A 19,232-nucleotide genomic window follows, 5' to 3' on the forward strand; every position below is an offset into this window, starting at 1 on the left:
GAAGTTCGTGCATGGCCAGATCAAGACCTCCGACCAGGCGGTCGAAGAGCTCGTCAAGGCCATCGACGACGCCAAGTAATCAAGGCCTCCCACGGTCTTCCCCGCCGGTGTCGGCGGGGAAGATTCCGCCACGGACGATCTCGTTGGAGGAGATGACCCCATGAGCACCATCGCTACCGATAAAACCGTTCTCACGCCGCACCGTGGAACGCCCATTTCCATCCGCTCGCGCCTGCAGGACGCGCTGCCGAAGATCGTGCTCGCGCCGAGTTTCGCCATCACGCTTGTGTTCGTCTACGGCTTCATCCTCTGGACGATCTATCTGTCCTTCACCAATTCCAAGACCTTTCCGTCCTACGTGCTGACGGGCCCGCGCGCCTATCAGCGGCTGTGGCGCTGGACGTTCGAAAGCGATCCGCCGTCCAGCTGGTACACCTCGATCACCAACATGGGCATCTTCGGTGTGCTCTATGTCGGCATCTGCCTGGCGCTCGGCCTGTTCCTGGCGATCCTGCTCGACCAGAAGATCCGCGGCGAGGGCATATTGCGGCCGATCTTCCTCTATCCGATGGCGCTCTCCTTCATCGTCACCGGCGTTGCCTGGAAATGGTTCCTCGATCCGGGGCTCGGGCTCGAGCAGACGCTGCATCAGTTCGGCTGGACGAGCTTCCACTTCGACTGGATCAAGAACAAGGACTTCGTGATCTATACTGTCGTGATCGCCGGTGTCTGGCAGGCGTCCGGCTTCGTCATGGCGATGTTCCTTGCCGGCCTTCGCGGCATCGACAGCGAGATCATGAAGGCGGCGCAGATCGACGGGGCGACGACCGTGCAGCTCTATCGCCGCATCATCATCCCGTTGCTCAGACCGATCTTCCTGTCGGCCTTCATCGTGCTCGCCCACATGGCGATCAAGTCTTACGATCTGGTTGTGGCACTGACCTCGGGCGGCCCCGGCGGCTCGGCCTGGCTGCCGTCCAACTTCATGTACGAATACACCTTCAAGCGCAACGAGATGGCCGTCGGCTCGGCGAGCGCGGTGATCATGCTGATGACGATTTCGGCGATCATCGTTCCCTATCTCTATTCGGAACTCAGGGAGAAATCGCGATGAGCGCCGTCACCTCGACCCTGCCGAGTGCGGCCAGCGCCTCGCGCAACAGACTGTTCAGCCGGATCTTCATCTACGGGCTGCTTGTCATCTTCGCGATCATCTACCTGATGCCGCTGTTCGTCATGCTGGTGACCTCGTTCAAGACGATGGACGAGATCCAGAACGGCAACATGCTGGCGCTGCCGCAGTCGCCGACCATCGAGCCCTGGTTCAAGGCCTGGGGGCAGGCCTGCGTCGGGCTGACCTGCGCCGGCATCAAGGGCTACTTCTGGAACTCGATCAAGATGGTCGTTCCGGCCGTGGCGATCTCGACGATCATGGGCGCGCTGAATGGCTACATCCTGACCAAGTGGCGCTTCCCCGGCCACACGCTGGTGTTCGGCCTGATGCTGTTTGCCTGCTTCATCCCGTTCCAGTCGGTGCTCTTGCCGATGGCGACCATCCTTGGCAGCCTCGGCCGCTTCGGGGCGACGCTGCGCGACCAGATCGGCATGTCGCTCGGCTTCGGCAATCCGACCGTCAACCTCGTCACCGTTCACGTCGTCTACGGCCTCGGCTTCACGACGCTGTTCTTTCGCAACTATTACGAGGCCTTTCCGACCGAACTGGTGAAGGCGGCGCAGGTCGACGGTGCCAGCTTCTTCCAGATCTTCCGCCGCATCATGCTGCCGAACTCGCTGCCGATCATCGTCGTCACCGTCATCTACCAGTTCACCAACATCTGGAACGACTTCCTGTTTGCCTCGGCCTATGCCGGCACGGGCGATTCCATGCCGATGACGGTGGCGCTGAACAACGTCGTCAACACCTCCACCGGTGTCGTCGAATACAACGTCAACATGGCGGCGGCGATGATCGCAGCGCTTCCGACCCTCCTCGTCTACATTCTCGCCGGCCGCTACTTCGTGCGTGGCCTGATGGCGGGCGCTGTCAAAGGATAATCCAATGGCTTTCCTCGAAATCTCAGGTCTCAAGAAGCGCTTCGGCTCGCTGGAGATCCTCAAGGGCATCAACCTTGACCTGGAAAAGGGCGGCTTCCTCGTGCTCGTCGGCCCGTCCGGCTGCGGCAAGTCGACCTTGCTCAACACCATTGCCGGCCTGGAATCGATCACCGAGGGCGACATTCGCGTCGATGGCCGCAGCATTGCCGACCTGCATCCGTCGAAGCGCGACATCGCCATGGTGTTCCAGAGCTACGCGCTCTACCCGAACATGACGGTGGCCGGAAACATCGCCTTCGGCATGGAGATGCGCGGCGTGCCGGTCGAGGAGCGCAACAAGGCGATCGACAAGGTCGCCAAGGTGCTGCAGATCGGCCACCTGCTCAATCGCAAGCCGAGCCAGCTGTCGGGCGGCCAGCGCCAGCGCGTCGCCATGGGCCGCGCCCTGGTGCGCGACCCGAAGCTGTTCCTGTTCGACGAACCGCTCTCCAACCTCGACGCCAAGCTGCGCGTCGACATGCGCATCGAGATCAAGCGGCTGCACCAGGCGACCGGCACGACGATCGTCTATGTGACCCACGACCAGATCGAGGCGATGACGCTGGCCACCAAGATCGCCGTCATGCGCGACGGCGAGGTGCAGCAGTTCGGCACGCCGGCCGAGATCTACAACAACCCGGCCAACATGTTCGTCGCCGACTTCATGGGCTCGCCGGCGATGAACCTCCTCGCGGGGACGATCGAGAAGGGGGCGTCCGGCCTGACCGTGTCGCTTTCACGTCCGCAGGGCGAGCCGATCCGGCTGCCTGTCACGGCGGGCAACGGCGCGCTCGAAGCGCATACCGGCCGCGAGATCGTCTTCGGCATCCGCCCCGAGGCGCTGACCGATCCTGACGGTGCGGACCGCAACGCCAAGGCGCTGGCCGAAAGCGACTGCCTGATCGAGGTGGTGGAACCGGCCGGATCCGACACCTTCGCGGTCACCAAGCTCGGCGGCAAGGAGGTCGTGGCGCGGCTCAGGGCCGACGCCCGCATCCAGGCCGGCCAGCACGCCCGCCTCGCCTTCAACCTCGACAAAGCCGTGTTCTTCGATCCGCAAAGCCAAACCCGCATCGCTTAAACCAGGAGCCAGGATTCCAAACATGAACAGCTCTCCTGATATCGTCATCATCGGCTCGGGCGTGGGCGGCTCCACGGTCGCCGCCGGACTGGCGGCGACTGGCGCCGATATCCTGATCCTCGAAGCGGGTGATTTCATCGCCGATCGTCCTGAGAACCGGGATCAACGCGCGATCTTTCAGCGCGGCCATTTTCGGCCGAAGGAAACCTGGTACGAAGCCGACGGCACCGGCTTCAATCCGGGCAACTACTACAATGTCGGCGGCAACTCGAAATTCTACGGCGCCGTGCTCTCGCGCTATCGCCGGGAGGATTTCGAGGAGATGCAACATGGGGAAGGGGTGTCGCCCGCGTGGCCGTTTCCCTACGAGGTTTTGGAACCTTGGTACAGCCGCGCGGAACGTCTGTACGAGGTTCGGGGAAACCTGGGAGATGACCCGACAGAGCCCGTTCACTCGGGCAACTACGCTTACCCACCGGTTCCCGACGAACCGCCGATTGCCGATGTCAGGGCGCGGCTGAAGGCCAAGGGCCTGCATCCGTTCTCGCTGCCATTGGGAGTGGATATCGACGTCTGGCTGTCGAAGGCGAGAACGCCCTGGGACGCGCATCCCAATTCCCGCGATGGAAAGATGGACGCCGAGACGGCTGCCCTCCTCAAGGCTCTGGAGTATCCGAACGTCCGCCTTGAGACGAACGCGAAGGTCACGAAGCTCGAGGCGGGCGAGAATGGCAGGATCGAGCGCGTCCATTACCGCAAGAACGGTGAGGACCTTACCGTTGCTCCGAAGCTCGTCATTCTCTCGGCGGGCGCCGTTCAGTCCGCTGTCCTGCTGTTGCGCTCGGCCGATGCGCGTCACAAGAATGGACTCGCGAATTCCTCCGATCAGGTCGGGCGGAACTTCATGAATCATAATTCCTCGGCCGTGATCGCGGTTTCGCCCACCTACCGAAACACGTCGATCTACCAGAAGACGTTCGGATTCAACGATTTCTATCTGTCCGATGGAAGCGGCGGCCCGCCGTTGGGGAACGTGCAGTTGCTGGGCAGGATTTCGGCGAAGGTTCTGAAGGGGTCGCTGCCCTGGGCTCCGGAATGGCTGTTGCACACCATGACAAGCCACGCGATCGACTTCTATGCGATGAGCGAGGACGTGCCGAACCCGGAAAGCCGTGTGATGGTCGACGGCGACCGCATCGTGCTGCAGTGGCAGCGAACGAATTGGGACGCGCATCTCGCGCTGGTCGCGAAGCTGAAGGCGGTACTCAAGTCGATCGGATTCCCGATCGTCCTTTCAAAGCCCTTCGACAAGCGCACGCCGTCGCACCAGTGCGGCACCGTCAGGATCGGGAATGACCCGGCGAACGCGCCGCTCGATCCATACTGCCGCGCCTATGATCACCGGAACCTGTTCGTCGTGGACGCCAGCTTCCTGCCGACGTCGGCTGCGGTAAATCCCGCACTCACGGTGGCGAGCCAGGCGCTGCGCGTAGCCGACCATATCGCATCGCAGGATTTGCAAGTCGGCCCATTGTTCTCTCGCATCCAACAGGATTAGCAAAATGCGTTTCGACTACATCATCACGGGAGCTGGTCCGGCCGGATGCGTGCTTGCAAACCGGCTGAGCGAAGATCCGAACGTCAAGGTGCTGCTGCTTGAAGCCGGCGGCGGCGATTGGAACCCGCTGTTCCACATGCCGGCGGGCTTCGCGAAGATGACGAAGGGCGTCGCCAGTTGGGGCTGGGAGACGGTTCCGCAGAAACACATGAACGGCAGGGTGCTGCGCTACACGCAGGCGAAGGTGATCGGCGGCGGTTCGTCGATCAACGCCCAGCTCTACACCCGCGGCAATGCGGCCGACTATGATCTCTGGGCAAGCGAAGACGGTTGCGAGGGCTGGGACTATCGCGCGATACTCCCTTACTTCAAGCGCGCTGAAGACAATCAGCGCTTCTCGGACGACTACCATTCCTATGGTGGTCCGCTCGGCGTATCCATGCCGGCCGCACCTCTGCCCATTTGCGACGCGTATATCCGCGCGGGGCAGGAGCTTGGTATTCCCTACAACCCCGACTTCAACGGCCGCCAGCAGGCGGGTATCGGCTTCTACCAGGTTACGCAGCGCGACCATCGCCGCTCCTCGGCATCCATGGCCTACATCTCGCCGATCAAGAATCGCAAGAACCTAAAGGTGCGCACCGGCGCGCGCGTCTCGCGCATCGTCCTGGAAGGCAATCGTGCCGTCGGCGTCGAGATAGCAAGCGGAAACGGTCCGGAGGTCATTCGCGCCGAGCGTGAAGTGCTTGTTTCCTCGGGCGCGATCGGTTCGCCGAAGCTGCTTCTTCAGTCGGGCATTGGTCCTGCCGACCACCTGCGTGCCGTAGGTGTAAAGGTGCTCCATGATCTTCCGGGCGTTGGCGGCAACCTGCAGGATCACCTCGATCTCTTCGTCATCTCCGAATGCACCGGAGACCACACATATGACGGGGTCGCCAAGCTGCACCGCACCCTATGGGCCGGGATGGAGTACGTGCTCTTCCGCACGGGGCCGGTGGCCTCATCTCTCTTCGAAACTGGCGGTTTCTGGTACGCCGATCCGGACGCCCGTTCGCCCGACATCCAGTTCCACCTCGGCCTGGGATCCGGCATCGAGGCTGGGGTCGAGCGCCTGAGGAACGCGGGCGTCACGCTCAACTCCGCGTATCTCCACCCGAGATCGCGCGGCACGGTCCGCCTGTCTTCGTCCGATCCCGCAGCAGCACCGCTGATCGATCCGAACTACTGGTCGGACCCGCGCGACAAGAAGATGTCGCTCGAGGGCCTGAAGATCGCTCGCGAGATCATGCAGCAGGCGGCGCTCAAGCCCTACGTTCTGGCTGAACGTCTTCCCGGTCCGAAGATCATGACCGATGAGCAGCTCATCGAGTACGGCTGCGCGAATGCCAAGACCGACCACCATCCCGTCGGCACTTGCAAGATGGGGACAGGCCCGGACGCCGTCGTCGGCCTCGATCTCAGGGTCCATGGTCTCGAGGGGCTGCGCATCTGCGATTCCTCGATCATGCCAAGGATTCCCTCGTGCAACACCAACGCTCCGACCATCATGGTTGGCGAAAAGGGATCGGACCTCATCCGCGACCTGCCACCGCTTCCATCGACGATCTTCTCGTACGAGCGCAACGATACGCGTCCGAGGGCTCGGGCCGGCGTTCGGTAGGACGGCAAAACACGTCACGCCTGCGCGACAACGCGGAACAGTTGAAACAGCAGTGACCGGTCATGAACGGACCGGCTTTCAGGGGAGTTTTCATAATGGCCGAAGTCAGGGTAGCGGTGCTGGGCGGCTCCGGCTGGATGGGCAAGGTTCATACCATGGCCTACCAGACGTTTCCTCATTTCCTGGGGGTGTCCGGCGGGACCGCGCACGTCGTCGCCATCGTCGAGGCCAATCCGAAGGCTGCGGAAGATCTTGCCAGACGAGCTCCCGGCGCCAAGATCCTGCAGGACTGGAAGCAGGCGGTAACCGACCCGGACGTCGATCTCATCGACATCTGCCTGCCCGACAGCCTGCACTACGAGGTGGCCAAAGCCGCCCTGATCGCAGGCAAGCACGTCTACTGCGAGAAGCCGTTGGCAAACACCGCCGCTGAGGCTCGCGAGCTTGCCGACATCGCCAGGGAAAAGGGCGTCATCACCCGCGTTGGCCATGCGTTTCCTCGTAACCCAGTCCATGACCTCGCCAAGGAGATCATCGAGGCGGGCGAGATCGGCGAGATCAAGATGTTCAAGGGCTGCCAGCATGTAGACATGTATGGCGATCCTATGACGCCCTTCATGTGGCGCGCCGACGGAAAGCTTGCTCCGACGGGCATCGTCGGCGACACCGGGTCGCACATCTTCAGCTTCATGGAGTTTCTCGTCGGCCGCGTCAGCTCGCTGATTGCCGACAACCTGATCGTCACTCCCAAACGCCCTGTTGTCGAGGGGCTTGCCTACGGCGAACAGGTCAAGCTCAAGGGCGACGAGACGTGGGCTGACATCACCAATCCCGATGCCACGAACCTCCTTTGCCGCTTCGAGAATGGCGCAGCCGGTATCGTCGACTTCAGTCGTGTCGCCACTGGCCGCAAGTTCATGCAGACCTACGAAATCTACGGAACCAAGGGCAGCATCGCCTACACCTATGATGAGGTGAATCGGCTCCGCTTCTACACGAACGACGACCGCACCGGCCGGAGCGGATTTCGCGAAATCGACGTCGGCCCGGAAAACCCAACCTTCAGGGCATTCCTGCCGCTTCCGAACTTCGCACTCGGCTACAACGAGAGCAAGATCATCGAAGCCGCCGAGGTGGTGAAATCGATTACTACCAAGACTCCCATGTGGCCGACGTTCGAGGACGGCCATCACATCTGCCAGATCGTCGACGCGTGCATGGAGTCTTCTCGCCTGAGGCGCTGGGTCGACATCCCGCTTGTTTGATCGCACGAAGATCCCAAGGACCAGTCCAATGACCATCGATGTCCCGCAGCACATCCTCGACGCCCTGACTGACGTCGACATGCCTCGGTTGGCGCAGGAAGCCGCACCCTCGGAGACCATTCGGCTCGCGGGTATCGACGTGCCGGTCTACAGGGCGGGATGCGTCGTCGTTGGATCGGGGGCAGCGGGACTGCGGGCCGCCGTGGAGCTCAATCGCCGTGGAGACGACGTCGCAATCATGAGCCAAAGTGCATGGGGTGGGACCTCAGCCTGTTCCGGATCGGACAAGCAGACGCTCCATACGGCGAATACCGCGGATCAGGGCGACAATTACAAGGCGATGGCACGGGCGATCCGGGCCGGCGGCGCGATGGACGAGGACACGGCCTATGTCGAGGCCGTCGGATCGGGCCGAATGATGGCGTCCCTGCAGTTCCTTGGACTGCCGCTGCCGCAGGAGCCGCTCGGTGGCACCCTCCGCTATCAAACCGACCACGACGAAGTGGGAAGGGCAACGAGCTGCGGTCCGCGCACCTCGAGGCTCATGGTCAAGGTTCTGGCCGAGGAAGCCATCCGGCTCGACATCCCGTTCTATAACCATACGACCGCCGTCAAGATCCTGACGGAAGGCGAGCAGGGAAGCCGGCGCGTGGTCGGCGCTCTCGCCGTTCGGGCAAACGACCGGACCGAGACCAATCCGCTCGGCGTTGCGTTGTTCGCCACGGAGGTGATCGTTCTTGCCGCGGGCGGACCGGGCGAGCTCTACCGCGACAGCGTCTATCCGAACGGCTGTTTCGGTTCGCTTGGGCTGGCGCTCGAGGCAGGCGTCGACCTGGTGAACCTGACCGAGAGCCAGTTCGGCATTGGAACGCGCCGGGAAGGCTTTCCCTGGAACCTGTCTGGGACGTACGTCCAGGCCATACCGCACATCTATTCCGTCGATGCCGAGGGCACAGAGCATCACTTCCTCGCCGAATACTACCGGACCACGCAGGAACTGGCGTCGAACGTCTTCCGCAAGGGATACCAGTGGCCGTTCCACTCCACGAGGATGCTCGACTTCGGTTCGAGCCTCGTCGACCTCGCGATCTATCGCGAAACTGCGGCCGGTCGGCGCGTGTTCATGGACTTCAATCGGAACCCGCTCCCGGTGCCAGGCGACCTGCCTTTCGATCTCGAGCGCCTCGATGACGATGTGAAGCGCTATCTTGGGAATGCGGCGGCGACCCAGGATCTGCCGATCCATCGTCTTCGCCATATGAATCCGCTCGCGATCGAACTTTATCGCCGCTACAAGGTCGATATTGCTGCAGCCCCGCTGGAGTTTGCCGTCAACAACCAGCACATGAATGGCGGCATCATGGTCGACACCTGGGGGCGCAGCAGTCTCGCGGGCTGCTACGCGGTCGGCGAGGCGGCGGGTACGCACGGAGTGACGAGACCAGGAGGCGCGGCCTTGAATGCGGGGCAGGTCTTTGGGACGCGCGTTGCCGAGCATATCGGCGCAAGTGGCAGGGCGAAGAAGGCTCTCTCGAGCGACCTGCGGGTTGTCGCAGGCGCCGCCGTCTTCGAGCTGCTGGGGATGTTGAAGGGCGACAGTCCGCTGGCCGCAAAGGCAATCCGTACGGAAGTTCAGGCGCGGATGAGCGACAAGGCTGGCCTGATCTGCGACGGCGAAAGCGTGGCCTCGGCCTTGGTCGAGGCGCGGCGGCTCAATGCCGAAATTCGGGCCAAGGGCATTGCCTACGAGCGCGCTGCCGAGGCAGGGCGGGCACTTCAATGGCGGCAGATGGCGCTCGCCTCGGAAGCGGTGCTGGCCGCGTTGGATTATTTCATTCGAAACGGCGGCGGGAGCCGTGGTGCGCGCGCGATATGCGATACTACGGGAGAGTCGCTTCCGCTTTCCAATGGCGGCCCGCTGGAGGAGTTTCGCTTCCGGAAAGAGCGCGACGCCCATCGCGAGGAGCAGATCGTCGTCCGACTGGAAGGCGACGCGATGCGGATAGCCACCCGCCCAAACCGCAAGTTCGACGAGGGTGCCAAGTCGTTCTTCGAGCGCGACTGGCCGGCATGGCTGACGGGCCGCATCTACGACCTCGACGCGGTTTGAGGAGAGCCCGGCGTTTGATGGCACAGGCTGCGATCAGGCTATTGCGTCCGGACAGCCGCCTAGGTGACTGGGACATTGATGTGAGCAATGGCGAGACCGATCACAATCGATACGATGCCATCCTAACTTCCTCGGGATATCCGGAGGAAAGGTTAGACCACGCCAACGATTTTATGACACTATCGAATCGATCCCGACACCTCCGAACGAAGGCTCAATCAAGTGTACCGAGTACCCAGAAAAAATAATGGCGCAGACGGTGCGCCCGGCCACGAAGCCGGCGCAGGCGCCACTGCGTCGATCGCGGCCTGATCGGAGAGCTTGATGTCAGAAATTCGAAAGACCATCGTGGTTGCCGTTTCCGAGAACGGCATCATCGGGCGGGACGGGGACATGCCATGGCGGCTATCCACGGATCTCAAGCGGTTCAAGGCTCTAACGCTGGGTAAGTCCGTCATCATGGGCCGGAAGACTTATGAATCGATCGGAAAACCGTTGCCGGGGCGGGCCAATGTCGTGATCTCCCGACAGGCCGCTGCAATAGACCATCCGGATGTGCGTATGGCCCGATCCCTGACCGAGGCCATCGGTCTTGCCGAGGACATTGCGAAACGAAGCGGCGAGGACGAAATCTGCATCATCGGCGGTGGGCAGATCTATACGCAGGCGCTCGATCTCGCCGATCGATTGTGCGTGACGCATGTCGAAACATCCGTTGACGGTGACACGTCGTTTCCCACAATTGACGCCACGCTTTGGAGGGCGACCGAGACGATTGAGGTGCCGGCAGGCGACAAGGATAGCTATCCCACGAAATTCGTAGTCTACGACAGGCGCTAAGCGCTGAAAACCAACTATTTTCCAATAAATATTGCCAAGTTCCTCATGCTGCGTTGAAAGCAGATGCGGCGATACCTATAACGGTCACGACTGCCTACGTCCGCCGCCCCCGTGGAGTAGGCGGTCGTGAGTTTAACGAATAACGAGGTTTTGATGCCCTGGAGCAATCAGAATGGCGGCGGCGGCCCTTGGGGCGGTGGCGGCGGTAACAATCAGGGACCATGGGGGCAAGGGCCCAATCGCCCGCGCGGTGGCGGCGGTGGCAAGGGCGGGCCGCCTGATCTCGAAGACATCATCAGGCGCGGCCAGGATCAGCTTCGTAACATAGTGCCCGGCGGGTTGAACGGTGGCGTCCTCGTCATTGCGGCGGCGATTCTTGTGGTGTTCTGGCTCTTCCAGTGCATCTACATCGTCCAGCCGGACGAGCGCGGCGTCGAATTGCGTTTCGGTCGTCCCAAAGAAGAGATTTCCACGCCTGGCCTGCACTTCCACCTGTGGCCGATGGAGACCGTCGAGATCGTCAAGGTGACGATGCAGCAGCAGAACATCGGCGCGGCATCGACGTCCGCCTCTTCGTCAAGCGGGCTGATGCTTTCCGGCGACCAGAACATCCTGAACGTCCAGTTCTCCGTCTTCTTCACGGTTAGCGATCCGAAGGCCTATCTCTTCAACGTCGAGAATCCGGCCGAGACCCTGCAGCAGGTCGCTGAGAGCGCCATGCGCGAAGTCGTTGGTCGCCGTCCGGCCCAGGACGCGTTCCGTGACAATCGTCAGCCGATCGAGACCGAAGTCGCCAACATCGTCCAGGGGACGATGGACCGTTACCGGGCTGGTATCTCCATCGGTGCCGTGACGATCCAGGACGTGGCGCCGCCACGTGAAGTTGCCGATGCCTTCGAAGAAGTGCAGCGCGCCGACCAGGACAAGCAGCGGCTCGTCGAAGAGGCCAATCAATACGCCAACCAGAAGCTCGGTCAGGCGCGCGGTGACGCCGCCCAGATCCGCGAAGCGGCAGCGGCCTACAAGGACCGCGTCGTCAAGGAGGCCGAAGGTGAGGCCCAGCGCTTCTCGTTCATTAACGATCAGTACGCGAAGGCGCCGGACGTAACCCGGACACGCCTTTTCCTCGAAACGATGGAGCAGGTTCTGAAGAACTCCAAGAAGGTCGTGATCGATGAGAAGCAGGGGGTTGTGCCCTATCTGCCGCTCAACGAGATCGGCAAACCGGCACAGCAGGGAGGTTGAGCCATGACATCGAACAGGCTTCCTCTCATCCTAGGCCTTCTCGCCGTCGTCTTGATCGCGCTCTATTCGTCGGTCTTCGTTGTGAACGCGCGCGAGCAGGCAATCGTGGTCCGCTTCGGTCAGATCCAGTCGGTGAAGACCGAGCCGGGCATATACTTCAAGCTGCCATTCGCCTTCATGGATGCCGATCGCGTCCAGATCGTCGAAAGGCAGGCCCTTCGCTTCGACCTTGACAACATTCGTGTCCAGGTTCGCGGTGGTGCGACCTTCGATGTCGATGCTTTCGTGATCTATGACATCAGGGACGTGCGCAAGTTCCGCGAAACCGTGTCGGGCGATCGCGAGGCAGCGGAGGCGCGCCTTCGCACGCAGCTCGATTCCTCACTTCGCCGTGTGTACGGTCTGCGCGACTTCGATGCCGCGCTGTCGGAAGAGCGCGTGGCAATGATGCTCGAGGTGCGTGACGATCTGCATCGCGACGCCGAGGACCTGGGCGTCAACATTCAGGACGTTCGTATCCGCCGTACGGACCTGACGCGCGAAGTTGCGCCAAAGACCTATGACCGCATGCGCGCCGAGCGCCTTGCCGAAGCTGAACTCCTGCGCGCGCAGGGTACGGAAGAGGGCCAGCGTCGCCGGGCTATCGCAGACAGGCAGGTCGTTGAGATCACTGCCGAGGCGCAGCGCGATTCCGAGATCCTCCGCGGTCAAGGTGACGCCGAGCGCAACAGGTTGTTTGCGGATGCCTTCAGCAAGGATCCGGCATTCTTCGAGTTCTATCGTTCTATGGCCGCTTATTCCACGGCACTGACGTCGCAGGACACCACGCTGGTGATCTCTCCGAACTCGCAGTTCTTCCGCTTCTTCAACGACGCAAGCGGTGCGCCAAGAAACGCGCCACCGCCGGCGATGCCGACTGCACCGACGAACTGATCGGGGCATCGGAACCTGGAAAACCAAGTGCGGGCCGGCAGTTTTGCCGGCCCTTTTTTATGTTGCGATTGGATGGCGGCGGCGCCGCGAATAGATTGCACGGGATTTCGCGAAAAGGTGATTTCGCCCTCCATCATTCCGCCGTATGCTGGTGCTCAGAGTGCGTTTTATTTGAAATGAGGATGCTTGATGGCCCCGACGACCCGCCCGACCTTCAGACGATCGCTCGCTCTCCTGGCCGGCGCCGCACTTCTGGTTAATGTTGGTTTCACCGGCTCGGTGCAAGCTCAGGGCACCACGTCGCCGCTGAACGGTCCGGCATCCGTTGCCGATCTCGCCGAAGGGCTTCTCAATGCCGTCGTGAACATTTCGACATCGCAGAATGTCAAGGACGATGAGGGCGTCGGCCCGGCGCCGCGCGCGCCCGACGGTTCACCGTTCCAGGAGTTCTTCAACGACTTCTTCAACAAGCAGAAGGGCAACAAGGGCGGCAACCACAACGTCAATTCGCTGGGTTCCGGCTTCGTCATCGATCCGCAAGGCTACATCGTCACGAACAACCACGTGATTGAGGGAGCAGACGACATCGAGGTCAATTTCGCCGACGGCACTAAGCTGAAGGCGAAGCTCATCGGGACCGATACGAAGACTGACCTTTCGGTCCTCAAGGTTGAGCCGAAGGCACCGCTGACGGCCGTCAAGTTCGGCGATTCCAGCGTGATGCGGATCGGCGACTGGGTCATGGCGATCGGCAATCCGTTCGGCTTCGGCGGATCGGTAACCGTGGGTATTATTTCGGGGCGTGGACGCAACATCAACGCCGGCCCCTACGACAATTTCATCCAGACGGATGCGGCGATCAACAAGGGCAATTCCGGCGGCCCGCTCTTCAACATGAAGGGCGAGGTCATCGGCATCAACACGGCGATCATTTCGCCGAGCGGCGGATCGATCGGTATCGGCTTCTCGGTGCCGTCGGAATTGGCTGCGGGTGTCGTCGAGCAGTTGCGCGAATTCGGCGAGACGCGCCGCGGCTGGCTCGGCGTTCGCATCCAGCCGGTGACCGACGATGTTGCCGATAGCCTCGGTCTCTCGAGCGCCAAGGGTGCGCTGGTGGCCGGCGTCATCAAGGGCGGGCCGGTCGATGACGGTTCGATCAAGGCGGGCGATGTCATCCTGAAATTCGACGGCAAACCGGTCAACGAGATGCGTGATCTGCCGCGCGTTGTGGCGGAGAGCCCTGTCGGTAAGGAAGTCGACGTCGTCGTTCTTCGCGATGGCAAGGAGCAGACCGTCAAGGTGAAGCTCGGCCGGCTGGAAGACAGCGATCAGGCTGCCTCCAACGATGCCGACCCGAATAAGGGTGGTATCATCAATCCGGATCCTGACGAGAACCAGGATATGGACGAGCCCGATGATCAGCAGAGCCAGCCGATGCCGGATGCCAAGGGCAAGGCGGATCAGGCAACGCCTGATACAACGAACCCCAAGAACGTGCTCGGCCTCTCGCTTTCGCAGCTCAGCGCTGAGACCCGCAAGACCTTCGGGATCGCGGAAAGCGTTGACGGGGTACTGGTTGCCGAGGTCGCACCCGGTTCGCTGGCGGCGGAGAAGGGCCTGAAACCCGGCGATGTAATCGTTGAGGTGGCGCAGGAGTTCATGCGCTCGCCCGAGGCGGTTGCCGCGAAAGTGCAGTCGCTTAAGCAGGAAGGCCGGCGCAACGCACAGATGATGATCGCGTCGTCGAACGGCGACTTGCGCTTCGTCGCAGTGCCGATGGAATAGCAGGACGCAGCGCGGCCCATCTTTTCACGAACTGCTGAGTGGTGCCTTCGCCGAGGATCACAGTCGGCGCCGGATCTTTCTGGGGTTTCCGTCGCGCACGACAATTTTCGTCAGCCGATTCCACGCTTCCATTGCTCACGCCTGATTGCATAAAGAACGTGGCGTTTCAGCTGCGGATGCGTGTCGGGAACCCTTGGATGGTCGAAATCGCGGGCGGGTTCGTGATGCAGGCCAAGTCGGCGCATGACGGCGGTGGAGCGATGATTGTCCGCCACCGCGAAAGAGACGATTTCGGGAGGATCGAACTCGGTGAAGCCACGCCGAAGGGCTGCCGCTCCCGCTTCCGTCGCATAGCCCTTGCCCCAATGTCTCTTCGCTAGACGCCAGCCCACCTCGATGGTGCCTGCCGGCAGGAAAGGCTCGAGTTCGGGTCGCCAGAGGCCGCAAAAGCCGATCGGCTCGTTGGTTTCCTTCAGAGCCGCGGCATAGAAGCCAAGACCTGTTTCGGCGATGGCATCGCGGATCGTATCCAGCATCGAATCTGCCTCGGTGCGGTCGCGACGGACGGCGAAGAATTCCATCACCTCGGGATCGGAATTGATCTCGTGGAAAAGCGGCCGATCCTCGTCAGTCCAATTGCGCAGAAGCAGGCGATCGGTCGTTAGGATCACTGTCATGGCGTTACGAAATCGGTCTTGCGGTAGCCCTGGATATAGAGGAGAGCGCTAAGGTCGCCGTGATTGATCTGTATTTTTGCCTGTGCGGCGACGGTCGGCTTGGCGTGCAGCGCGACGCCGGATCCGGCGAGTTGAAGCATGCCGAGATCGTTTGCGCCGTCGCCGACGGCAAGGGCGTCCTTCGGTGAAATTCCCAGCTTTTCTGAAATGTCGTTCAGCGCATCGACCTTGGCTTGCTTGCCGAGGATAGGTTCGGCGACGTAGCCGGTGAGAACGCCGTTGTCTTCCAGAAGAACGTTCGCCCGGTTTTCATCGAAGCCGAGCGTCTTTGCGATGGGACCGGTGAAGACGGTAAAGCCGCCGGAGACCAGCGCCGTATAATGCCCCTTGGATTTCATGGTGGCGATCAGTTCGCGGCCACCTGGGGTCAGTGTGACGCGCTTGGCAATGACTTCATCCACGACCGATATCGGCAGTCCCTTCAAGAGGGCGACACGCTCGCGAAGGGCAGGCTCGAAGGCAATCTCACCATTCATGGCTCGAGCGGTAATCGCGGCGACCCTTTCCTTCAGGCCGACTTCGGCGGCGAGTTCGTCGATGCATTCCTGGCCGATCATGGTGGAGTCCATATCGGCGATCAGCAGTCTCTTGCGGCGCGTCTCTGCGTCCTGGATGACAAGGTCGATCGAAGCGCTGCCGATGACGGCGAGAATGTTGGCGCGGGCGGCTTCCACATCCGTCCCATCTCTCAGCGCGATATCGCAGGCAACGCCATCGGCAAGCCAGTATAGGCCGGAAGCATTCACGGCGTCGGATGCCTGCTCGGCAATGACAGGCGTGAGAACAGGATTTGACGGATTGGCAACAAGCGTGGCAACGAGAGCCATGATGGAAAACCTTCTGAGCGCAGTGAACGCGATCCTGATAACCGGGCCGACCGCCAGCGGCAAGTCCGCCTTGGCCGTCGAGTTTGCGAAACAGCATAATGGCGTCGTCATCAACGCCGACAGCATGCAGGTCTACGACACGCTTTGCGTGCTGACGGCGCGACCCTCGGACGAGGATATGCAAGGCGTGCCGCATTACCTCTACGGTCATGTCCCGGCGAACCTGGCCTATTCGACGGGCGCTTGGCTGCGGGATGTCACCGAGCTTCTGCCACGCCTTCATGCCGACGGGCGCAAACCAATCTTCGTGGGCGGAACGGGCCTCTACTTCAAGGCGCTGACCGGTGGGCTTTCGGATATGCCTGCAATACCGGAGGAGGTGCGAAACCGCCTTCGTTCGCGCTTGCAGGAGGAAGGACGCGACGAACTCTATCGGCAGCTGCGGGAGCGCGATCCATTGGTCGCCGAAAGTCTGCGCCCACAGGATGGGCAGCGGATTGTAAGAGCGCTGGAGGTCCTCGAGGCGACCGGTCGATCGATTGCCGATTTCCAGGCGCAGACCGGCCCTGTGATCGTCGATCCTTCGACTTCTCGCAAGATCGTCGTCGCACCTGATCGGGCCATCCTTCACCAGCGGATCAACGGTCGGTTCGAGAAGATGTTGGAGCAGGGGGCTGAGGACGAGGTGAAGACCCTGCTTTCGCTTTCGCTGCCGCCCGATATGCCGGTCATGAAGGCCATCGGCGTTTCGCAGATTGCGGCGATGTTGAGAGGCGAGCTTAGCCGCGACGAAGTGCTGGAGCGGGGGGCTGCGGCGACGCGGCAATACGCCAAGCGACAGATGACCTGGTTTCGCAACCAGATGGACGAAAGCTGGGAGCGCCTCCCGTAGAACCGCTCGGAGGTCGGCTATTCCTTGTTGTTCAGGCTGCTGAGCGGCTTTTTCAGGATGCTGTCACGAAGAGACACGCCAGGTTCCCGGCGGATGCCGCCCGTGGCAGTTGGTCTGTCACCTGGTCCGGAGGAAGGCTCTCCGCGCATTTCGCGCCTCAGGGCTTCGAGGCGGCTGTCGATAGATGTTTCCGATGCTGCGAGTGGTGCGGGCGACGCGGCGGCCGCAGGCTCGCGCGCGGAGCCCGCACCCGGCAACATATCGCGGCGATAGGGTTCGATCGGGGCCAGTGGCGGTGTTGTTGCTATGTTGGCCGATGGGTAGGAAGGGGCCGCTACCAATTCGTCGAAGTCGTCACCAAAGCTGTCTTCGTCTTCGTAGGTACCGCTGGGAGAGATGGCGGCCGAATAGCTTTGCTGGAACGCCGAGATATCTGGACCGGCGACGGCACGCATGCGTGTCACGATCTTCCGCAGGTCGACGTTATCAGGATCCTCCTCGCTCACCTTGACGCTGGCGCCGTTCGCCTTGGGCAGGTACTGCACATCGACGCGCGAGAAGCGCATGCGCATCGGCACGCTGATGGCCTCGCCAAAGGCGATCGCTTCACCGTTTCCGATCGAGGAGATGAAGCTGGTCGTCGAGATCGAAGAGTTCGGGATGGCCGAGCGAATTATCTCCTGGTCCCGGTCATTGGCAAGGCGCATCGCAAAGAGGGTCGAGCACTGCGACAGGATCGTCTGGTCGAGTTCGCCGGGTCGCTGCGTGATGATCCCGAGCGATACGCCGTACTTGCGGCCTTCCTTGGCGATACGGGCGATGGCCTGTCTTGTGGGGAAGAAGCCGAGGTTCGGGTCGGACGGAATGTAACGGTGGGCCTCTTCGCAGACGACAAGCATATGGATAGCGCCGTCGCTCCACAGCGCGATTTCGAAGGCCATACGGCAGAGGACCGAGGCAACCGAGTTCACTACTTCAGAAGGGATGCCCGATAGCTGGAAGGTGCAGATCGGCCTGCTATCGCCAGGGATACGGAATATTTCCGCCACCGTCTCCATGATGGTGTCGCTGATCGTATTGCTTGAGAACATGAAGTGGTAGCGCGGATCGTTGATGGCGGCGACGATGCGCATCTTCAGCGATCTGAGTAGAGGCTTTTCGTCGCGACCCTCGAGCCTGCCGATGCGCTCGTCGATCAGGGCAAGCAGATCGGCCATGCGATAGGGAACAGGTGTATCAGCGGTAATCGAGCTTTTCTCGGTGGTGCGCCGCACGATCGAGTTGTCGCTGCCGCGAAAGCCGCGCTTGGCCTCCGGCAACAAGTCGCGCAGAATATCGACTTCCTCGGGGATGGGTGTTCGACCCCGGAAGACGACTTCCGCGAACTCTTCCAGTTTCATCAGCCAGAAGGGCAGATCGAGCGTGTCCGTGTCGATAACCACCGAATGCTTTGGGAAAGCGGCCGCGAATTCGTTGTGCGGGTCCAGGATCAGGACACGGAGCTTCGGGTCTGCCTCGATTGCCTTGTGCAGGAGCAGAGAGACGGCCGTCGACTTGCCGACGCCGGTCGATCCGACAATGGCGAAGTGCTTGGACAGCATCGAAGGGATATGAATCGCGGCATCGATGCTCTCGTCCTGAGTGAGCTTGCCGATGACCGCCGTCGTTCCGCTGCCGGCATCGTAGATCCGCATCAGGTCGCTCGCGCGAATGCGGTGGGCGATGGCGCCAAGATAGGGATAGCGCGAAATGCCGGTCGAGAACTGCTCGCGACCGTCCTCGTCGACGCGAACTTCGCCGAGCAACTCGGTCTCGATCTGGAAGTGGTTGTCTTTTCCTTCACCCCAGCCGTGACTGTCGGTGTTCATGGAGAAGACGATGGCGACCACACGATTTCGGCCAACGCTGATCGAAATCAGCTTTCCGACCGACCACAGTTCGGCAAGCTCCGTGCCCCCAGCTTCGGCGACGGCGGCGATCGTTGCGCGAGACCCGCTGCACGCAACAACGCGGCCGAGAAACCGGTTGCCCGGAGTCTGGTCATCGCGGCGGTCATGCTCGCCTGCCTTGCCTGACGTGTGCAAGTCCTTGTTCAGCAAAAGGCTACTCCCTGCGATAGTAAAGGAGGATATGAGCGAACGTTTAAGAAAGTCTTTTTGCGATAGGTGATCATTCCGGCACACGTTCGGCTGGTGCGATCGGGCT

At 61.6% G+C, this 19,232-nt stretch carries 15 protein-coding genes; 12 read left to right on the plus strand and 3 right to left on the minus strand.

From position 1 onward, the window contains the following. Positions 1–160 precede the first annotated feature (160 nt). The 11 genes from RHIBUN_RS0128055 to RHIBUN_RS0128105 all read left to right on the plus strand — a co-directional run bounded on the left by RHIBUN_RS0128055 (position 161) and on the right by RHIBUN_RS0128105 (position 14,571). A complete protein-coding gene (locus RHIBUN_RS0128055; RefSeq protein WP_025660750.1) occupies positions 161–1,114 on the plus strand; it encodes a sugar ABC transporter permease in 954 nt (317 codons plus the stop codon). Beyond that, positions 1,111–2,055 carry a carbohydrate ABC transporter permease gene (locus RHIBUN_RS0128060; protein ID WP_018117075.1) on the plus strand — a complete coding sequence of 315 codons (945 nt, stop codon included), beginning with the start codon at positions 1,111–1,113 and terminating at the stop codon, positions 2,053–2,055. The genes RHIBUN_RS0128055 and RHIBUN_RS0128060 overlap by 4 nt, the downstream gene beginning before the upstream one ends. A 4-nt stretch (positions 2,056–2,059) precedes the next feature. Beyond that, on the plus strand, positions 2,060–3,175 hold the full coding sequence (locus RHIBUN_RS0128065; RefSeq protein WP_025660749.1) for an ABC transporter ATP-binding protein: 1,116 nt from the start codon (positions 2,060–2,062) through the stop codon (positions 3,173–3,175). A 22-nt stretch (positions 3,176–3,197) separates the two neighbouring features. After that, positions 3,198–4,733 carry a GMC family oxidoreductase gene (locus RHIBUN_RS0128070; RefSeq protein ID WP_025662135.1) on the plus strand — a complete coding sequence of 512 codons (1,536 nt, stop codon included), beginning with the start codon at positions 3,198–3,200 and terminating at the stop codon, positions 4,731–4,733. Between the two features lie 4 nt (positions 4,734–4,737). Then, positions 4,738–6,393, plus strand: a complete 1,656-nt coding sequence (locus RHIBUN_RS0128075) for a GMC family oxidoreductase N-terminal domain-containing protein (RefSeq protein WP_025662136.1) — start codon at positions 4,738–4,740, stop codon at positions 6,391–6,393. A 95-nt stretch (positions 6,394–6,488) separates the two neighbouring features. Continuing rightward, positions 6,489–7,658 carry a Gfo/Idh/MocA family oxidoreductase gene (locus RHIBUN_RS0128080; protein ID WP_025662137.1) on the plus strand — a complete coding sequence of 390 codons (1,170 nt, stop codon included), beginning with the start codon at positions 6,489–6,491 and terminating at the stop codon, positions 7,656–7,658. A 28-nt stretch (positions 7,659–7,686) separates the two neighbouring features. Continuing rightward, a complete protein-coding gene (locus RHIBUN_RS0128085) occupies positions 7,687–9,768 on the plus strand; it encodes an FAD-binding protein (protein ID WP_025662138.1) in 2,082 nt (693 codons plus the stop codon). 324 nt (positions 9,769–10,092) lie between these two features. Continuing rightward, on the plus strand, positions 10,093–10,608 hold the full coding sequence (locus RHIBUN_RS0128090; protein WP_025662139.1) for a dihydrofolate reductase: 516 nt from the start codon (positions 10,093–10,095) through the stop codon (positions 10,606–10,608). Between the two features lie 153 nt (positions 10,609–10,761). Next, on the plus strand, positions 10,762–11,853 hold the full coding sequence (hflK, locus tag RHIBUN_RS0128095; protein WP_025662140.1) for an FtsH protease activity modulator HflK: 1,092 nt from the start codon (positions 10,762–10,764) through the stop codon (positions 11,851–11,853). Between the two features lie 3 nt (positions 11,854–11,856). Beyond that, positions 11,857–12,786, plus strand: coding sequence for a protease modulator HflC (locus tag RHIBUN_RS0128100; protein ID WP_025662141.1), 930 nt, complete (start codon positions 11,857–11,859; stop codon positions 12,784–12,786). 189 nt (positions 12,787–12,975) lie between these two features. Beyond that, positions 12,976–14,571, plus strand: a complete 1,596-nt coding sequence (locus RHIBUN_RS0128105) for a DegQ family serine endoprotease (protein WP_025662142.1) — start codon at positions 12,976–12,978, stop codon at positions 14,569–14,571. Between the two features lie 110 nt (positions 14,572–14,681). Here RHIBUN_RS0128105 and RHIBUN_RS0128110 read toward each other — a convergent pair whose 3' ends face one another. Together RHIBUN_RS0128110 and serB are read right to left on the minus strand one after the other, a co-directional pair. Continuing rightward, the gene (locus RHIBUN_RS0128110) at positions 14,682–15,248 is read right to left on the minus strand and encodes a GNAT family N-acetyltransferase (RefSeq protein ID WP_025662143.1); all 567 of its coding nucleotides are present in this window, start codon (positions 15,246–15,248) and stop codon (positions 14,682–14,684) included. Beyond that, on the minus strand, positions 15,245–16,135 hold the full coding sequence (gene serB, locus RHIBUN_RS0128115; RefSeq protein ID WP_025662144.1) for a phosphoserine phosphatase SerB: 891 nt from the start codon (positions 16,133–16,135) through the stop codon (positions 15,245–15,247). The genes RHIBUN_RS0128110 and serB overlap by 4 nt, the downstream gene beginning before the upstream one ends. A gap of 1 nt (position 16,136) precedes the next feature. Between serB and miaA the strand changes: the two genes are divergently transcribed. Continuing rightward, the gene (gene miaA / locus RHIBUN_RS0128120) at positions 16,137–17,027 is read left to right on the plus strand and encodes a tRNA (adenosine(37)-N6)-dimethylallyltransferase MiaA (protein WP_025662145.1); all 891 of its coding nucleotides are present in this window, start codon (positions 16,137–16,139) and stop codon (positions 17,025–17,027) included. 17 nt (positions 17,028–17,044) lie between these two features. On the opposite strand, the gene RHIBUN_RS0128125 is transcribed toward miaA, so the two are convergent. After that, positions 17,045–19,126, minus strand: coding sequence for an ATP-binding protein (locus RHIBUN_RS0128125; RefSeq protein ID WP_025662146.1), 2,082 nt, complete (start codon positions 19,124–19,126; stop codon positions 17,045–17,047). Positions 19,127–19,232 lie beyond the last annotated feature (106 nt).

Source organism: Rhizobium sp. IBUN (genome assembly GCF_000510625.1).
In the GTDB taxonomy this organism is placed as follows: Bacteria; Pseudomonadota; Alphaproteobacteria; order Rhizobiales; family Rhizobiaceae; genus Rhizobium; species Rhizobium altiplani.

What these genes read in the sequence shown, in the direction of transcription:
- RHIBUN_RS0128080 (WP_025662137.1), top strand. Translation starts at nt 6,489, where the DNA reads ATGGCCGAAGTCAGGGTAGCGGTGCTGGGCGGCTCCGGCTGGATGGGC.
- miaA (WP_025662145.1), top strand. Translation starts at nt 16,137, where the DNA reads ATGGAAAACCTTCTGAGCGCAGTGAACGCGATCCTGATAACCGGGCCG.
- RHIBUN_RS0128110 (WP_025662143.1), bottom strand. Translation starts at nt 15,248, where the DNA reads ATGACAGTGATCCTAACGACCGATCGCCTGCTTCTGCGCAATTGGACT.
- RHIBUN_RS0128055 (WP_025660750.1), top strand. Translation starts at nt 161, where the DNA reads ATGAGCACCATCGCTACCGATAAAACCGTTCTCACGCCGCACCGTGGA.
- hflK (WP_025662140.1), top strand. Translation starts at nt 10,762, where the DNA reads ATGCCCTGGAGCAATCAGAATGGCGGCGGCGGCCCTTGGGGCGGTGGC.
- RHIBUN_RS0128090 (WP_025662139.1), top strand. Translation starts at nt 10,093, where the DNA reads ATGTCAGAAATTCGAAAGACCATCGTGGTTGCCGTTTCCGAGAACGGC.
- RHIBUN_RS0128105 (WP_025662142.1), top strand. Translation starts at nt 12,976, where the DNA reads ATGGCCCCGACGACCCGCCCGACCTTCAGACGATCGCTCGCTCTCCTG.
- RHIBUN_RS0128100 (WP_025662141.1), top strand. Translation starts at nt 11,857, where the DNA reads ATGACATCGAACAGGCTTCCTCTCATCCTAGGCCTTCTCGCCGTCGTC.
- RHIBUN_RS0128085 (WP_025662138.1), top strand. Translation starts at nt 7,687, where the DNA reads ATGACCATCGATGTCCCGCAGCACATCCTCGACGCCCTGACTGACGTC.
- serB (WP_025662144.1), bottom strand. Translation starts at nt 16,135, where the DNA reads ATGGCTCTCGTTGCCACGCTTGTTGCCAATCCGTCAAATCCTGTTCTC.
- RHIBUN_RS0128060 (WP_018117075.1), top strand. Translation starts at nt 1,111, where the DNA reads ATGAGCGCCGTCACCTCGACCCTGCCGAGTGCGGCCAGCGCCTCGCGC.
- RHIBUN_RS0128065 (WP_025660749.1), top strand. Translation starts at nt 2,060, where the DNA reads ATGGCTTTCCTCGAAATCTCAGGTCTCAAGAAGCGCTTCGGCTCGCTG.
- RHIBUN_RS0128075 (WP_025662136.1), top strand. Translation starts at nt 4,738, where the DNA reads ATGCGTTTCGACTACATCATCACGGGAGCTGGTCCGGCCGGATGCGTG.
- RHIBUN_RS0128070 (WP_025662135.1), top strand. Translation starts at nt 3,198, where the DNA reads ATGAACAGCTCTCCTGATATCGTCATCATCGGCTCGGGCGTGGGCGGC.